Source organism: Microbacterium sp. Au-Mic1 (genome assembly GCF_021341785.1).
GTDB lineage: Bacteria > Actinomycetota > Actinomycetes > Actinomycetales > Microbacteriaceae > Microbacterium.
Genome location: NZ_JAJTTF010000004.1, coordinates 1 through 15491 on the forward strand (window position 1 = coordinate 1; position 15491 = coordinate 15491).

At 69.6% G+C, this 15491-nt stretch carries 15 protein-coding genes; all 15 read right to left on the reverse strand.

Annotated features, from left to right (window positions below; all coding sequences use genetic code 11):
- Positions 1-113: 113 nt before the first annotated feature.
- Entirely contained in the window at positions 114-725 is a 612-nt protein-coding gene (locus LXM50_RS06225; RefSeq protein WP_267920658.1) for an RNA polymerase sigma factor, read from the reverse strand.
- Between the two features lie 25 nt (positions 726-750).
- The gene (locus LXM50_RS06230) at positions 751-1773 is read right to left on the reverse strand and encodes a hypothetical protein (protein ID WP_233310447.1); all 1023 of its coding nucleotides are present in this window, start codon (positions 1771-1773) and stop codon (positions 751-753) included.
- Between the two features lie 151 nt (positions 1774-1924).
- The gene (locus LXM50_RS06235; RefSeq protein WP_233310448.1) at positions 1925-2281 is read right to left on the reverse strand and encodes a Fe-S protein; all 357 of its coding nucleotides are present in this window, start codon (positions 2279-2281) and stop codon (positions 1925-1927) included.
- A gap of 100 nt (positions 2282-2381) precedes the next feature.
- Entirely contained in the window at positions 2382-3812 is a 1431-nt protein-coding gene (locus LXM50_RS06240) for an HNH endonuclease signature motif containing protein (RefSeq protein WP_233310449.1), read from the reverse strand.
- Between the two features lie 381 nt (positions 3813-4193).
- Positions 4194-4667 (reverse strand): 6,7-dimethyl-8-ribityllumazine synthase, encoded by a 474-nt coding sequence (gene ribH / locus LXM50_RS06245; protein ID WP_233310450.1) that lies wholly within the window; start codon positions 4665-4667, stop codon positions 4194-4196.
- Complete coding sequence (ribA, locus tag LXM50_RS06250) at positions 4664-5953, reverse strand: GTP cyclohydrolase II (protein ID WP_233310451.1); 1290 nt, start codon at positions 5951-5953, stop codon at positions 4664-4666. Before ribA ends, ribH begins: the two co-directional genes overlap by 4 nt.
- The gene (locus tag LXM50_RS06255) at positions 5950-6606 is read right to left on the reverse strand and encodes a riboflavin synthase (RefSeq protein ID WP_233310452.1); all 657 of its coding nucleotides are present in this window, start codon (positions 6604-6606) and stop codon (positions 5950-5952) included. Before LXM50_RS06255 ends, ribA begins: the two co-directional genes overlap by 4 nt.
- On the reverse strand, positions 6606-7688 hold the full coding sequence (gene ribD, locus LXM50_RS06260) for a bifunctional diaminohydroxyphosphoribosylaminopyrimidine deaminase/5-amino-6-(5-phosphoribosylamino)uracil reductase RibD (RefSeq protein ID WP_233310453.1): 1083 nt from the start codon (positions 7686-7688) through the stop codon (positions 6606-6608). Before ribD ends, LXM50_RS06255 begins: the two co-directional genes overlap by 1 nt.
- 287 nt (positions 7689-7975) lie before the next feature.
- On the reverse strand, positions 7976-8851 hold the full coding sequence (locus LXM50_RS06265; protein ID WP_233310454.1) for an Fpg/Nei family DNA glycosylase: 876 nt from the start codon (positions 8849-8851) through the stop codon (positions 7976-7978).
- A gap of 96 nt (positions 8852-8947) precedes the next feature.
- The gene (locus LXM50_RS06270; protein ID WP_233310455.1) at positions 8948-9517 is read right to left on the reverse strand and encodes a GNAT family N-acetyltransferase; all 570 of its coding nucleotides are present in this window, start codon (positions 9515-9517) and stop codon (positions 8948-8950) included.
- 10 nt (positions 9518-9527) lie between these two features.
- Positions 9528-10538, reverse strand: a complete 1011-nt coding sequence (gene trpS / locus LXM50_RS06275) for a tryptophan--tRNA ligase (protein WP_308192508.1) — start codon at positions 10536-10538, stop codon at positions 9528-9530.
- A gap of 69 nt (positions 10539-10607) precedes the next feature.
- Positions 10608-11501, reverse strand: a complete 894-nt coding sequence (locus tag LXM50_RS06280) for an exodeoxyribonuclease III (RefSeq protein ID WP_233310456.1) — start codon at positions 11499-11501, stop codon at positions 10608-10610.
- A 10-nt stretch (positions 11502-11511) separates the two neighbouring features.
- Entirely contained in the window at positions 11512-12729 is a 1218-nt protein-coding gene (locus tag LXM50_RS06285) for a YihY/virulence factor BrkB family protein (RefSeq protein WP_233310457.1), read from the reverse strand.
- Between the two features lie 155 nt (positions 12730-12884).
- Positions 12885-13658 (reverse strand): succinate dehydrogenase iron-sulfur subunit, encoded by a 774-nt coding sequence (locus tag LXM50_RS06290; RefSeq protein WP_233310458.1) that lies wholly within the window; start codon positions 13656-13658, stop codon positions 12885-12887.
- On the reverse strand, positions 13658-15484 hold the full coding sequence (gene sdhA, locus LXM50_RS06295; RefSeq protein ID WP_233310459.1) for a succinate dehydrogenase flavoprotein subunit: 1827 nt from the start codon (positions 15482-15484) through the stop codon (positions 13658-13660). The genes LXM50_RS06290 and sdhA overlap by 1 nt, the downstream gene beginning before the upstream one ends.
- Positions 15485-15491 lie beyond the last annotated feature (7 nt).

Consider the following 15491-nt stretch of genomic DNA (forward strand, 5'->3'; position numbering starts at 1 on the left):
CGGCCGCCTCGTCCAGCATCCGGTGCAGGCGCGCCCAGTCCGCGGCGGTCGGCTCGCGGTCGCTCGGCGTCGTCGCCGGATCCGCCTCACGGATCAGCGTGTCGAGAAGATCATCAGTCAGCGGCATACGTCATCACCCCTTTCCTGGGCGTCGGTGCGGATGGATTTCTGTCGGATTCGGGATCCGGATCCGGACGGGGTGGAGCATCGGCCGCAGGCTCCTGCAGCAGCAGGCGCAGGGCGGTGCGCGCCCGGCTCAGCCGTTTCCAGGCGGCAGCGGTGCGGCAGCCCACGACCTCGGCGATCTCGTCGGCGCTCAGGCCGTCCCAGTAGTGCAGTTCGATCACCTCGCGGTCGGCATGGCGCAACAGCGAGAGAGCATGACGCAGTTCGACGTGCGCGGCGTCGTCGTTCTGCCGGGCGCTGGTGGCCAGGTCCCGCAGCCCTTCGCGCTCCCGGTTGCGCTTGCGGTAGGCGTCGCCGACGAGGTTGCGCGCGGTCTGCAACAGCCAGGGGCGCCGGTACGGCTCGCGCTCGTCGAACCGCCGCCACGCGATCTCGAAACAGTCCATCGCCAGCTCCCTGGCGTGCTCGCGGTCGTCGACGCGTCGTTCGACGTAGCGCAGCACCGCCGTGTGGTGCTCGGCGAAGAGCGCCTCGAAGGCTGCTCTGCGCGTGTCTGCCGGAATGCCCGGAGGTGGGGCGCCGGGAGGATTCGCGTGCATGATCGGGGTTCCCGTCGGTGCCGGATCAGTGCAACGGCGGGTTGTCGGCGATGATTTGCCGGGCCTGAGCCGTGAGCGACTCGATGTCGGCCTTCATCTTCTTCAACTGGTCGGCGTGCTTCAGCACGACCCTGACCTCGGCGTTCCACTGGGCGTCGTAGTAGGCCTTCGTCCATCCGCTGGAGTCGCGGCAGGTCGCATCGGCGACCGCGAGCTCGATCTCTGCCGGCGTCGACTTGCGTGGGCCGGCGGTGTCGGGGTCGACCTCGGTGTCGCCGTAGGTGCCGCCGCCCGTGGGGAACTTGGTCGGCGGAGGTGCATAGAATCCGAGCTCGATGCCGAGCTTCTGCGTCGGCATCTGCTCGCCCTCATCGCCGACGGGCGCAGAGATCGAGACGTCGTAGCCCGCTGCCGTGATGCACCGCTTCCACGTCGCGGCCGCCTTCTTCACGACCAGATCTTGAGGGACCTTCTCTGTCTCCTCGTACATCCACATGCCGGTCGTGTTGAAAATGTCGCCGGCCTTTCCGCCGTCGAACGTCTTGCGGCTCTCGTCGCGGCAAGCCAGTAGCGTGGTGTCGAGCCCGGGCGTGGATGCTCCGATCCGATTGAGTCGCTCGAAGCTCCGCGGGTCCGGCTCAGGGCCCGGCATGTAATTCGCGGTGTAGCCGTACTGCCTCGCGATCTCGACGGTGAGCTCGGGGAACGCCGACATGTTCTTCGGGAAGGCGAGATAGCTGGCATCGTCCGTGGGCTCGACCGGGATCGGCCAGGAGAAACCGTCCTTGCTCAGGCAGGTCTCCATGCGCCGGTTCTCCGCGTAGTTCACGAGGCGCACGAGCGATGCGGCGGAATACTCGTCCAACGGCATCACCCAGCGCGTGATGTCCTTCTCCGGCAGATCGGATACCACTCCCGCCGTGCTCGCGGGCTTCTGGCCGATTGCGCTCGCGGGCGGCGTCGCGCACCCCGCGATCGGCGCGATCAGGGCGGCGACGGCGAGGACGGTGAACGTGCGGCGGTGGTGCTTCGTCGCGGTGCGGGTCATGCGGAGCCTCTCTTCCCGAGCCGTTCTCGACTCTCACCGTAGAGGTTGCGCTGCGGCCCGGATCCTGACATCCGGGTTTCGGGGAACATGACGAACGCGGGACCGGAAGACCGGATCCCGCGTTCTTCGTCGAAGTGCGCTTAGGTGCGCATCACCAGATCGCGGCGATGCCCGCGTTCACCGCGGTCAGCACGCCGACGCCCCAGAACATCACCGGCGGAACCGCGGCGCCGCGCTTCTGCCGTGCGGAGCCGATGCCGATCAGCGCGCCGATGATCAGCAGGATGACGAGCTTGGTGCCGATCTTCGCGTAGTTCATGCTCACGCCGTCGGGCAGGCCCCACGGTGCGGCGAGGACCAGGCCCGCGACACCGGCGATCGCGAGGCCGGTGTTCATCAGGCTGGTCATCTGCTTCTTGCCGCCGAAGGCCTGCACGGCCCAGGCGCCGAAAAGCGTCGCGAAGCCGAGCAGGTGGATGAACAGCACGATGTGGCGCAGGGTTTCCATGCCCTCAGGCTAGGCCCGGGCGCGTTCCCGCGCCAGGTAGGCGCGCCTCAGCGTGAGCGTGGGCGGTGGGCCCTGCGCGCGAGGAGGAGCGGCGCAGGGGTCAGAACGGCGCTGGTTCTCGGGCGGGTGGTGGATCCGGGTTTGGTTCGTCGGTGGTGAAGGTGACGGGTGCGGGTGGCTGGTCGATGTAGGTCGCTCCGGCCGGGCTCGTCCATTCGAGGATCCCGGCGCCGCGTTGTTTCACGGTCCAGGCGGTCTGATGCTTCAACACATGATGTCGGCGACACAGCCCGCCGAGGTTGCCCTCTTCGGTGGCTCCGCCGAACGCGGCGTCTATCGTGTGGTCGAGATCCTGCGTGATCGGCGGGAGCCCGCAGGTGAAGAACCTGCATCGAGAATCCCTCGCATGCAACAGGCGACGCAGATCCGCGTTGGGGCGGTAGCGGTCGACCGCGAGGATCGCTCCGGTGATCGGGTGGGTGAGGACCCGTTCCCACGCGACCGCATCACCGGCGAGGATCCGGGCGGTGTGCGTGTCGATGGGTTGTCCGCCGGCGAGTTCCCCGGGCTGCTCGGTGCGGACACCGAATGCAGGGCTCGCGCCTGTCGGTGAACCGGATCTGCCGCTGGTGCCGGTGTCTGCGGCCATGGCCGTGAATGCCGGGACGGTGACTTCGACCCGCGCCTGGATCGCGGACAGCAACCCCGCGACCGTGTCGTGCCCGGACGGCGCACCGGTGAGGAGAGTGTCGGCGCACAGGTCCGCGCGAAGCTGGTCGATGGTGCGGTCATCCGTCGGATCGCCGAGACTCTCCGGGTCCGGGGTGAGTCCCGCGGCGGCGTCTTTCGCGACCGCCGCATTCGTGGTCTTGATCATCCGGGCCTGCTGGGTGAGGCGGTCGTAGATCCCGTCGATCACCGCGGCGGAATGGATCAACCCCAAGGCCTTCTGACCATCGCCGAGGTCTTCCCGCCACACCCGACGCTGTTCTTGCGCGTCCTGGTGCCGTTCTGTGAGCGACCGCGGCGCGAGTCGCTCGGCGATGCGGTCCACGACCCGCTTGGCCCGGTGCGGGGTCTCGCCCTCGCACGCGGCGACCGCCGCCTGTTCGAACTCGGCCCGCACTTCGTCATCGAGACGCGCCCCCGCGTCTTGGATGAGCCGGACATGGGCGGCGTTGATTCGCGCGTCCGTGAACGCCTGCATCGTGACCGGGTACCGGGTCATCAGCTCCGCCGCCCGGGCCATCCGGCCCTGCACGACCCGATCGGACATGCGCAGCACCCCCGCCAGCTCCGCCGCGACGCTGCGCGCGGCGAGATCGACCGACTCACCCCGCACGGATCCCGCGTCGGCTGCCAGACCTTCAGCGAACCGCTGCGCGACCGCGAACTGCGCTTCCCGCACCGCCTGCAGTCGCACGATCGACGCTTCGGTGTCCTCCAGCATCGACGCGAGCGCGGCGAGCACGACGGCCGGATCCACCGGGTCCGCCCCGGGATCCGCCACCGTGCCGGTCACGTTCGCCATACCCTCATTCAACTCGGGGCTACCGACATTCCGGACTCGAAAATGACCAGATCAGAGGCGAGAAATGTCACGGTATGGTCACGACCCGGACTTGTCCCGCGAGAGCAGCCGACTGAGCACAGGGGCCTGTGCTGAGCGCGCGGCACTGCACGTCAACACGTCGTGCAGACGACGGCAGTCTGGAGGTCCGCACGGCACAGATCGTGCCGCACATCACTGCACCGATCGATATCGTCGTGCCCGAAGCGCTTCGCCCTTGGTCTCGCTGCGCTCGCTCAGGGACCGATCCAATGCTGGTCTCTGAGCTGCTGGCCCTTGGAGGAGCCCAGCGACGAGATGAAGGGCGCTGGATCGCTCAAGAGCGCGCTCAGGACCGACGGCTCAGCCGCGTAGCGACCGGATCACCTGAGCGGTGCGCAGGGCGGCGTCGGCCGCCTCGGCACCCTTGTCCTCCTTGGAGCCTTCGAGGCCGGCGCGGTCGAGCCCCTGCTTCTCGTCGTCCAGGGTGAGCACGCCGAATCCGACGGGCTTGCCTGCGTCGAGCGCGACCCGGGTGAGGCCGTCCGTGGTGGCCGCGGAGACGTACTCGAAGTGCGGGGTGCTGCCGCGGATGATCACGCCGAGCGCGACCACCGCGTCCGCACCGCCCGCGAAGGCCGCCTGAGCGGCCACCGCGAGCTCGAAGGATCCGGGGACCCGCACCAGGCGGTGGTTCGCCCCGGTCTCCTCGAGCACACGCTGCGCACCTGCGATGAGGCCGTCCGTGATCGTCTCGTGCCAGGTGCCGGCGACGATCACCACGTTCAGACCGCTCGCGTCGATTCCGCCGGTCTCCGGTGCTCCTGCGCCGCTCATACGTCGTTCCTTCCGTTCTCCGCGCCGTTCGCGGCCAGGGCAGCGGCGAGATCGGACTCGCCGATGATGTGGCCCATGCGGTCGCGCTTGGTCTCAAGATACTGGTGGTTGTTGGGCCCGACGCCGACGATCAGCGGGACCTGCTCGATGACATCCAGCCCGAGCTCGCGCAGCTGCGCGACCTTGTCGGTGTTGTTCGTCAGAAGGCGCACCTTCTTCACGCCGAGGTCGGTCAGGATCCCGGCCGCCGCCGCGTAGTCGCGCGCATCGGCGGGAAGACCGAGGGCGAGGTTGGCGTCGACGGTGTCGAGGCCCTCCTCCTGCAGGGCGTAGGCGCGCAGCTTGTTGATCAGGCCGATGCCGCGCCCCTCGTGACCGCGCATGTAGATGACGATGCCGCCGTCCTGCTCGATCGCGTCGAGGGCTGCCTCCAGCTGGGGCCCGCACTCGCACTTGAGGGATCCGAAGGCCTCGCCGGTCAGGCACTCGGAGTGCACCCGCACCAGCGCCGTCTCCGTGGGCTCGCCCGAGACGACCGCGATGTGGTCGGTGCCGGTGACGCGGTCCTTGTAGGCGAGGAAGCGGAACACGCCGTGCGTGGTGGGCACCGTGGCATCGGCGCGCAGGCTCACCCGGCGGCGGGTGTTGTTCGCGACGCAGTCGGCCTCGTCCCGGGGGTCCGTCTCGTTGAGGTGCGCGATCAGCTGCTCGATGGTGATCACCGGGATCCCGTCGCGCTCGCCGAGCTCCATCAGGCCCGGCAGACGCATCATGCTGCCATCCTCGGCGACGACCTCTGCGATCGCGCCGACCGGACGCAGACCTGCCAGGCGCATGAGCTCGACAGCGGCCTCGGTGTGCCCGCCGCGCTGGCGCACGCCGCCGTCGACCGCACGCAGGGGCAGCACGTGCCCGGGGCGGATGAGGTCGGTCGGGGTGGCGGCCGCGTCCGCCAGCACGTTCAGGGTGCGGGCGCGATCGGCGGCGCTGATGCCCGTGGTGACGCCGGAGGCAGCGTCGACGCTGATCGTGTACGCCGTGCTGCGGGCGTCTTCGTTGGCCTCGACCATCGGCGGCAGGTTCAGCGCGTCGGCGATGTCGGCGGGCATGGGCGCGCACAGGTACCCGGAGGTCCAGCGCACGGTCCACGCGACCCACTCGGGGGTCGCGAGCTCGGCGGACAGGATGACGTCGCCCTCGTTCTCGCGGTTCTCGTCGTCCGCGACGAGAACGGGGCGGCCGGCGCGGAGCGAGTCCAGCGCCTCGGCGATCGTGGAAAGGCTCATCGTGAGCCTCCTTCCGGTGTGGCGGCGCGGTCGGCGCCGGTGTCTGCGGCACGGAACGCGAGCAGTCGCTCGACGTGCCGGGCGAGGATGTCGGTCTCCAGGTTCACCCGGTCGCCCGCGGCGCGGGATCCGAGCGTGGTCGCGACGAGCGTCTCGGGGATCAGGGAAACCTCGAACCACGGAGCCGGGGCGGCGGGCTCGCTCACGTCGCTGACGGTGAGCGAGGTGCCGTCGACCGAGATGGATCCCTTGTCCACGACGAGCGGGGCGAGGTCGTGCGGCAGGGAGATGCGCAGCACGCTCCACTGCGCTCCGGGGCGCACTTCGAGCACCTCGCCGACGCCGTCGACGTGGCCCTGAACGATGTGACCGCCCAGACGCGCACCGACCGGCATCGCCTTCTCGATGTTCACCCGTGTGCCGATCTTCGCGCCTCCGATCGCGGCGACGTCGAGCGTCTGCTTCATGACGTCGGTGTCGAACGTGTCAGCGGTCGAGCCGACGACCGTCAGGCACACGCCGCTGACCGCGATGGACTCGCCGTGCACCGCGTCGGACGCTGCCTTCGGTGCGCGCACGGTGAGGCGCCAGCCGTCGCCTGCGGGGGTGATCGCGGTGATCTCGCCGATCTCCTCGATGATTCCGGTGAACATCAGACTGCTCCTTCGTTCCGGGAGGGGTATTCGTCTGCGGGGAGGGCGAGCGCAGCCGTATCGTCGGCGGTGCCGGCAGGGCGGGCGATCGCCAGCAGATCCGGGCCGAGCGGCAGCCACTGGTCCACGACCAGGCGCTGTGCCCGACCGATCGTGTCGACGCCGATGTCGCCGAGGGCGAGCTTCGGCCCCCCGAGCAGCACCGGGGCCACGTACGCGAGGACTTCGTCCATCAGCCCATCGGCGAGGAATGCGCTGGCGAGGGTCGGGCCGCCTTCGACGAACACGCGCTGGATGCCGCGGTCGCGAAGATCCGCGAGGATCGCGGCGAGGTCGTGCCCGGCGTAGAACAGCGGCGCGTGCGGGTGGCGGCGCACCGCGGCCTCCGCGGGGGTCTCTCTGGCGCCGATCACCACGGGGACGGGCTGGTGGGGGAGCAGGTCATCCCCGTCGCGGGCGGTGAGGGCGGGATCGTCGGCCAGCACGGTGCCGGTGCCGACGACGATCGCGTCGGCCGCGGCGCGACGGCGGTGCACGTCGGCGCGGGCGGCGGGGCCGGTGATCCACTGGCTGGATCCGTCCGCCGCTGCGGCGCGGCCGTCCAGGCTCTGCGCCCACTTCACCGTCACGTGCGGCCGACCGAGGCGCTGCACCGTGAGCCAGTCCCGGATCAGAGCCTCCGCAGCATCGGCCTGCTCACCGGCGACGACGTCGAGGCCGGCGGCGCGCATGCGCTCCGCGCCCCCGCCGGATCGCGCGCCCGGGTCGTCGAGGGCGTACACCACGCGGGCCACGCCGGCGTCGATGAGGGCCTGGGCGCACGGTCCGGTGCGGCCCGTGTGGTTGCACGGCTCGAGCGTCACCACGGCGGTGGCGCCGCTCAGCTCGGCGGCCGTGAGCTTGGAGAGGGCGTCGACCTCGGCGTGCGGAGTGCCGGCGCCCCGGTGCCAGCCCTCGGCCAGCACGTCGCCGGAGGGGGAGAGGATCATGGCGCCGACCTGCGGGTTCAACCCGCGGGGACCGCGGCGCGCGATGTCGAGTGCGTGCGTCATCGCCGCCCGCTCCACCGCTGTCGCCGTCATGTCGCCTTCCTCATCCTGGTCCGGATCACCGGGGGTCGGGGCGCACGTCGATCGTGCGTGCTGCCTCTCATCCGGACTCGCGAACCTTCGCTCGCATCACCGTCGGTCCCGGAATCCCACCGGATCGGCCTCGGATCCCTGTCGGATCCTCGGTTCGCGGACTGTCACCGCCGGTTCGGATTCTCACCGACCCCGGAGCACGTTGTATTGCTCTCAGCTTAGTCAACGCGCGGATGCCGGTTTCATTCCGGCGGATGCATCTGTGACGCCCCATGTCGCGGAGGGGGTCACTTCAGCAGCCGCGACAGCCGGCGGTCGGCGAGCACCTTGCCGCCGGTCTGGCAGGTGGGGCAGTACTCCAACGAGCGGTCGGCGAAGAACACACTGCGCACCGTGTCCCCGCACACCGGGCAGGGTTCGCCCCGGCGGGCGTGCACCTGCATCCCCCGTCGTTTCGCGTCCTTCAGGTCGGCCGGGGGCTTGCCGCTCGCCTCCGCGACCGCTTCGCGCAGCGTCGACTGCATCGCGTCGTACAGCCCGGTGACCTCGTCCTCGTCGAGGCCGCCTGCGGGTGCGTACGGCGACATCCGCGCCGTGTGCAGGATCTCATCGGAGTACGCGTTGCCGATGCCGCCGATCACCGCCTGGTCGCGCAGCAGACCCTTGATCTGGGTGCGCCGGCCGTCGAGCAGCGCCGCGAACACATCGCGCGTGAACGACGGGTCGAGAGGATCCGGCCCCAGACGCGCGACGCCCGGCACGTCGGCCGGATCGCGGACGACGTACACCGCGAGGGACTTCTTGGTGCCGGCCTCGGTGAGGTCGAAGCCGCTGCCGTCATCGAACGCGATCCGCAGGGCGATCGGCGACTTGCCGGGGCGGATCAGCGTGGTGGGCAGGGCGTCGTACCAGCGCAGCCATCCAGCCTTCGCGAGATGGAACACGAGATGCAGCTGCGGCTCGGCGGTGCTCTTCAACGTCAGATCCAGGAACTTGCCGTGCCTGGTCGACGCGGTCACGCTGCTCCCCGCCAGCGCCGTCACCGGGGGATCGAACGTCTTGAGCGCCGCGATCGCCGACACCGACGCGCGCGTGATGGTGAGCCCGACCGCTCGTCCGGCCAGGAAGTCGACCAGCCCCTGCACCTCAGGCATCTCCGGCATGGCTTCATCCTGCCACCCGCGTGCGACATCCGGGGCACCGCGTGCGAGACAGGGCGCGCGGTGGCCGTGCACCTGCCCGTCGAGGGAGGGCGGGTGTCAGCCGAGGTCGATCGGCCAGGCGACCGGAGTGCGGTCGTCCGCGCGCAGTAGCCCTGCGATCCAGCCGTCGTCGCGCCCGCGGGGGCTGGTCAGGAACTGACGCTGCGTGCCCTCGAACCGGAAGCCGAGGGCACGAGCGCTCCGTGCGGACGGGACGTTGCCCACCACGGCACGCCAGGTGAGGCGCGCGAGGCCGAGTTCGGTGAAGCCCCATTCGATCACGGCACGGGCCGCCTCGGTGAGATAACCGTGACCGCGAGCCGGAGCGGCGATCCAGTACCCGAGCTCGGCGTCCCCACCGGTCCGGTGCTCGGCGATGTGGTGCAGCCCGATCGCGCCGACCAGGACGTCGCCCGCGAACATCGCCCACACGGTCTCGGATCCGTCCTCCCACCACTCGCCGGTGAGCCGGATGAAGTCCTCCGCATCCTCACGCGCATAGGGGCTCGGAACCGTCGTCCAGCGCGGGATCTCCGGATCCTGGCACGCCGCCGTGATCGCGTCCGCGTCGGCGGGCGCCGGCGCGCGGAGGACCAGTCGCTCCGTGCGGAGAAGCGCGGGTCGCATCTCGTCGACCCTAGAGCGCGATACGTCGGAGCAGGCCGACCTTGTCGTACACCTCGGCAAGGGTCCGGTCGGCGACCTCGTCGGCACGGGCGGCGTTGGCGGCGAGGATCCGGTCCAGCTCCGCCGGATCGGCGAGCAGCTCGTTCGCGCGGTCGCGCACCGGGCCGAACTCGTTCACGACGACCTCGGCGAGACCCTTCTTGAAGTCTCCATAGCCGCGGCCCGCGTACTCGTCCTCGATCGCCGCGATCTGGCGACCGGTGAGGGCCGCGTAGATCGTCAGCAGGTTGGACACGCCGGGCTTGTTCTCGCGGTCGTACCGGACGGATCCCTCGTTGTCCGTCACGGCGCGCATGATCTTCTTCGCCGACTTCGCCGGGTCGTCCAGCAGCCACAGCACGCCGGCATCCGTCTCGGCGGACTTCGACATCTTCGACGTCGGGTTCTGCAGGTCGTAGATGCGCGCGGTGTCCTTCTGGATCACCGGGATCGGCACGACGAACGTCTCGCCGAACCGTGCGTTGAACCGTTCCGCGAGGTCACGGGTGAGCTCCACGTGCTGCTTCTGGTCGTCGCCGACCGGGACGACGTCGGTCTGGTACAGCAGGATGTCGGCGGCCATCAGCACCGGGTAGGTGAACAGACCGACCGAGGTGGCGTCCGCACCGAAGCGGGAGGACTTGTCCTTGAACTGCGTCATCCGGCCGGCCTCGCCGAAGCCGGTGATGGTGCTGAGGATCCAGGCGAGCTCCGCATGCGCGCGCACGTGCGACTGCACGTACAGCGTGGACTGCGAGGGCTCGATGCCGGCCGCGATGTACTGCGCGGCGGTGCGACGGGTCTTCTCGCGCAGCTCGGCCGGATCCTGCGCCACGGTGATCGCGTGCAGGTCGACGACGGAGAAGAACGCGTCGTAGGAGTTCTGCAGATCCCGCCACTGCAGCAGCGCCCCGATGTAGTTGCCGGCCTGGAGGGAGTCGGCGGAGGGCTGCATTCCTGAGTAGAGGCGGGGCTTCGTCACAGACCAATCCTATGGGGACGGGCCGGAGCGCCCGAGCGCGCATCCGGCGCCCGACGGCCCCGCGACACCTCAGTAGGTGTAGTCGACGATCACCGGGGTGTGGTCGCTCCAGCGCTCCGCGTACGTGGCGGCCCGGGCGACGCGGTAGTTCGTCGCGCGTTCCGCGAGCGATGCGGTCGCGAGGTGGTAGTCGATGCGCCAGCCGGAGTCGTTGTCGAAGGCCTGGCCGCGCATCGTCCACCAGGTGTACGGGCCGGCGACCTCGCCGGCCGCCACGCGTCCCACATCGACCCAGCCGAGACCCCTGCCGTCGCCCTCCGCCGCGTACGGGCGGGTGTCGCTGAGCTGCCCGACCATCCCCCGGCCGATGCCCTCCTGGCCGACGACGGGCTCACCCGCGGCGCCGAGGAAGCGGTCGAAGTAGGCCCTCTCACGCGCGAGATAGCCGGACTTCTTGACGTTGCCCTTCCAGTTCAGGATGTCGAGCGGCCGATGCCCGACGTTGAGATCGCCCGTGACCAGCGCAAGCGCGCCGTCGGCGCCGAGTTCGCCCATGCGCGTGGTCATCGCGTCGAGGAACTTCCACTTCTCATCCTGCTTGGGGGTGTCCGCCTCGCCGCTGTGCACGTAGGCGCTCACCACGGTGAGCGGAGTGCCGTCGAGGTCGAAGTCGGCCTCGAGCCAGCGTCCCTTCGAGTCGAACTCGTCCGGTCCGAGAGCGGTGCGCGATGCGGTCGCCGGGACCCGGCTGAGTACGGCGACGCCGGCGCGGCCCTTCGCTGTCGCCTCGTCATGCAGGATGGACCAGCCCGGGAACGCCTGCTCCAGATGCTCGTCCTGAGCACGCACCTCCTGCAGCGTGAGCACATCGACACCGGCGTCGTCGAGCCAGCCATGCATTCCGTTGCGGACCGCGGCGCGGATCCCGTTGACGTTGACCGTGGCGATACGCAGGTGGGGCATGGTCCCCAGCCTAACGAGCGCCCCCGACATCGGGTTCCGGTCCGGTTGCGGTGAGCGCGCGCAGGCGCCGTACCACCAGGGTCTCCGCGTTCGCGGCGCGCTCCGCCTCGGCCTCGGCGTGACGGCGGGTGGCGAGCGCCAGATCGTCCTCGGCGTCCTGCAGCGCGCGGGCAGCGCCTCGGCGCCGGTACCACGGGGCGGCGTGCAGCACCGCTGTCGCCTCGCGCACGCGGATCGCGGCGTCGGCCTGCGCATCCGCCAGCTCCGCGACGCGGAGCGCGAACTCGTCCTCCGGCACCAGCGCCTGATCACGGTCCGATGCAGACACCGCGATCCAGGCGGCGGCGACGAGGATCACGATGGCGACGAGGCGGAACCACAGCAGGAAGCCGACGATGACCGAGAACGTGGCCAGCAGCGGGTTCGTGGGGGAGTAGAGGAAGAGGAGCCCGGCGCCGGCCTGCAGCACCGCCAGCGCCGCACCGCCCAGGATCGCGCCCGGCCAGATCGTGCGCCACGGCAGCCTGGTTCCGGTGAGGAAGCGCACCAGCATCGCGAGTGCCGCGGCGTTCACGCCGAAGGACAGCAGCAGCGAACCCGCCTGGCTGACCACGTTCACCCATATCGACGCATCGCCCGCGCCGAGGAGCTGCAGGATCCGCCTCAGCGCGCCGGTGCCGATCACGCCGAGCGCGGCCGCGAGCACCTGGGCCAGGCCGAACAGCAGTGCCGCGACCAGGTCTCGCGCCTTCAGCAGCACGTAGTTGCGTCGGTCGAACGGCAGCCCGAAGATGTCGCGCACCGCCCGGCGGGCGAAGGTGACGAATCCGATCGCGGTCCACAGCGCGACGATCAGGGCTGCCCCACCGGTCGCGAGCAGCACGCTCGCGTTCTCGGTGGCGATGTCGGCGACCGCGTCAGGGGTGGCGAGGCCGTTCTCGCTGATGAGGTGAGGGATCGCGCCGTTGATCAGATCGATCATGCGCGCGATGGCCTCATCGCTGGCGCCGAGCCAGAGTCCCACGATCGCGAACGCGGTGTACAGCACCGCGAACATCGTGAACAGCGACTGATAGCTCAGACTGGCGGCCAGCAGGAAGCCGTTGTTCTGCAGGAAGTGCCGCCACACCCGGATCGGGAAGGCGCGCATCGTGCGCCGGGTGATCTCGGCGGCTCGGCCGATCGGCGCTTCGAGACGCGCGCGCAGATCGGGCCCGGAATCCACCACGCTCTCACCCTATCGACTGCGTTCACGGAGCGATGTCTGCTCCCGCTCGAGGGTTTCGGCGACGAACACCGTTCCCCGAAGGCATGGATGCGTCCGCCGACACGACGACGGCCGCCTCGCGGATGCGGGCGGCCGTCGTGGAAGGGAATGCGGGCTCAGGGGCGGCCGCGCAGGACCGCCTGCTTGACCTCGGCGATCGCCTTGGTGACCTCGATGCCGCGGGGGCATGCCTCGGTGCAGTTGAAGGTCGTGCGGCAGCGCCACACGCCCTCCTTGTCATTGAGGATGTCCAGGCGCACATCGGCGGCGTCGTCGCGGGAGTCGAAGATGAAGCGGTGCGCGTTCACGATGGCGGCCGGACCGAAGTACTGACCGTCGGTCCAGAACACGGGGCACGACGAGGTGCACGCGGCGCACAGGATGCACTTGGTGGTGTCGTCGAAGATCGCGCGGTCGGCGATCGTCTGCACGCGCTCCTTGCCCTTCTCCGGTTCGCTGGTCGCGAGCAGGAACGGCTTCACCTCGCGGTACGCGGCGAAGAACGGATCCATGTCGACGACGAGATCCTTCTCCAGCGGCAGGCCCTTGATCGCCTCGACGTAGATCGGCTTGGAGATGTCCAGGTCCTTGATCAGCGTCTTGCAGGCGAGCCGGTTGCGGCCGTTGATGCGCATCGCGTCGGATCCGCAGATGCCGTGCGCGCAGGAGCGGCGGAACGTGAGGGATCCGTCGACCTCCCACTTGATCTTGTGCAGCGCGTCGAGCACGCGGTCCGTGGAGTACAGCTCCACGTCGTAGTCGACCCAGTGCGGCTCGCTGTCCACCTCGGGGTCGAAGCGGCGGATGTTGAACGTGACGAGGAAGGACTGCACGCCGGTGTCTTCGACGACGGCCTCTGCGGCGACTTCCTGGGCGACGGCGGTGGACATCAGTACTTCCTCTCCATCGGCGGGTAGTTCAACTCGCCCTGCTCGTTCTTCGTGAACACGACCGGCTTCCAGTCGAGCTTGATGTGGTCGCTCGGCGTCGACGAGTGCGGATCGCCGGTCAGGTAGGCCATCGTGTGCTGCATGTACTTCTCGTCGTCGCGCTTCGGGAAGTCGTCGCGCATGTGGCCGCCGCGGCTCTCCTCGCGGTTCTGCGCGGCGTAGACGACGACCTCGGCGATGTCGAGGAGGAAGCCGAGCTCGACGGCCTCCAGCAGGTCGGTGTTGAACCGGTTGCCCTTGTCGTCGACATGCACGTTCTTGTAGCGCTCACGGAGCTCGGCGATCACTCCGAGCACGTGCTGCAGGGACTCGTGCGTGCGGAACACCTGCGCGCCCTTGTCCATCTCCTCCTGGAGCTTCTTGCGGAGCACCGCGATGCGCTCGGTGCCGGCGTTGTTGCGCAGACCCTCGAGCATCTCCTTGACCGCGGTCTCGGGCGCCTCGGGGAGGGGCAGGAAGTCGGCCGTCTTGACGTACTCGACGGCGTTGCGACCGCTGCGCTTGCCGAACACGTTGATGTCCAGCAGCGAGTTGGTGCCGAGGCGGTTGGCGCCGTGCACCGACACGCAGGCGCACTCTCCGGCCGCGTACAGGCCGGGGACGATCGTGTCGTTGTCGGCGAGCACCTCGCCGTTGTTGTTGGTCGGGATGCCTCCCATGGCGTAATGCGCGGTCGGCATCACCGGGACGGGCTCGACGACCGGGTCGACACCGAGGTAGGTGCGCGCGAACTCGGTGATGTCGGGGAGCTTGGTCTCCAGGACCTCGGCACCGAGGTGCGTGCAGTCCAGCAGCACGTAGTCCTTGTGCGGTCCGGCGCCGCGGCCCTCCGCGACCTCCTGCACCATGCACCGGGCGACGATGTCGCGGGGTGCCAGGTCCTTGATCGTGGGGGCGTAGCGCTCCATGAAGCGCTCGCCCGAGGCGTTGCGCAGGATCGCGCCCTCACCGCGCGCACCCTCGGTGAGAAGGATCCCGAGACCTGCCAGGCCGGTCGGGTGGAACTGGAAGAACTCCAGGTCCTCCAGCGGCAGGCCCTTGCGCCACACGATCCCGACGCCGTCTCCGGTCAGGGTGTGCGCGTTCGAGGTGGTCTTGAAGATCTTGCCGAAGCCGCCGGTCGCGAAGATCACGGCCTTCGCGTGGAACACGTGCAGCTCGCCGGTGGAGAGGTCGTACGCGACCACGCCGGCGATGCCGGTCTTGCCGGCGTCATCCTTCACCGTGATGAGGTCGAGCACGTAGAACTCGTTGAAGAAGTTGATGCCGAGCTTCACGCAGTTCTGGAACAGCGTCTGCAGGATCATGTGGCCGGTGCGGTCCGCGGCGTAGCAGGCGCGGCGCACGGGGGTCTTGCCGTGCTCGGCCGTATGACCGCCGAAGCGGCGCTGGTCGATCTTGCCCTCGGGCGTGCGGTTGAACGGCAGGCCCATGTTCTCGAGGTCGATGACCGCGTCGATGGCCTCCTTGGCGAGGATCTCGGCCGCGTCCTGGTCGACGAGGTAGTCGCCGCCCTTGACGGTGTCGAAGGTGTGCCACTCCCAGCTGTCCTCCTCGACGTTCGCGAGCGCCGCGGCCATGCCGCCCTGCGCCGCGCCCGTGTGGGAGCGGGTGGGGTAGAGCTTCGAGATCACCGCGGTCTTGGCGCCGGGGCCGGCCTCGATCGCCGCGCGCATGCCGGCGCCGCCGGCGCCGACGATCACGATGTCGAACTGATGGTGGTGCACGCCGTTCTTGACGACGGAATCCTGGGTCTCAGTGGTCACTGGTTCT

What these genes read in the sequence shown, in the direction of transcription:
- LXM50_RS06225 (WP_267920658.1), bottom strand. Translation starts at nt 725, where the DNA reads ATGCACGCGAATCCTCCCGGCGCCCCACCTCCGGGCATTCCGGCAGAC.
- LXM50_RS06230 (WP_233310447.1), bottom strand. Translation starts at nt 1,773, where the DNA reads ATGACCCGCACCGCGACGAAGCACCACCGCCGCACGTTCACCGTCCTC.
- ribA (WP_233310451.1), bottom strand. Translation starts at nt 5,953, where the DNA reads ATGAGCCTTTCCACGATCGCCGAGGCGCTGGACTCGCTCCGCGCCGGC.
- LXM50_RS06265 (WP_233310454.1), bottom strand. Translation starts at nt 8,851, where the DNA reads ATGCCGGAGATGCCTGAGGTGCAGGGGCTGGTCGACTTCCTGGCCGGA.
- LXM50_RS06255 (WP_233310452.1), bottom strand. Translation starts at nt 6,606, where the DNA reads ATGTTCACCGGAATCATCGAGGAGATCGGCGAGATCACCGCGATCACC.
- LXM50_RS06240 (WP_233310449.1), bottom strand. Translation starts at nt 3,812, where the DNA reads ATGGCGAACGTGACCGGCACGGTGGCGGATCCCGGGGCGGACCCGGTG.
- ribD (WP_233310453.1), bottom strand. Translation starts at nt 7,688, where the DNA reads ATGACGGCGACAGCGGTGGAGCGGGCGGCGATGACGCACGCACTCGAC.
- ribH (WP_233310450.1), bottom strand. Translation starts at nt 4,667, where the DNA reads ATGAGCGGCGCAGGAGCACCGGAGACCGGCGGAATCGACGCGAGCGGT.
- LXM50_RS06280 (WP_233310456.1), bottom strand. Translation starts at nt 11,501, where the DNA reads ATGCCCCACCTGCGTATCGCCACGGTCAACGTCAACGGGATCCGCGCC.
- LXM50_RS06290 (WP_233310458.1), bottom strand. Translation starts at nt 13,658, where the DNA reads ATGTCCACCGCCGTCGCCCAGGAAGTCGCCGCAGAGGCCGTCGTCGAA.
- LXM50_RS06270 (WP_233310455.1), bottom strand. Translation starts at nt 9,517, where the DNA reads ATGCGACCCGCGCTTCTCCGCACGGAGCGACTGGTCCTCCGCGCGCCG.
- LXM50_RS06235 (WP_233310448.1), bottom strand. Translation starts at nt 2,281, where the DNA reads ATGGAAACCCTGCGCCACATCGTGCTGTTCATCCACCTGCTCGGCTTC.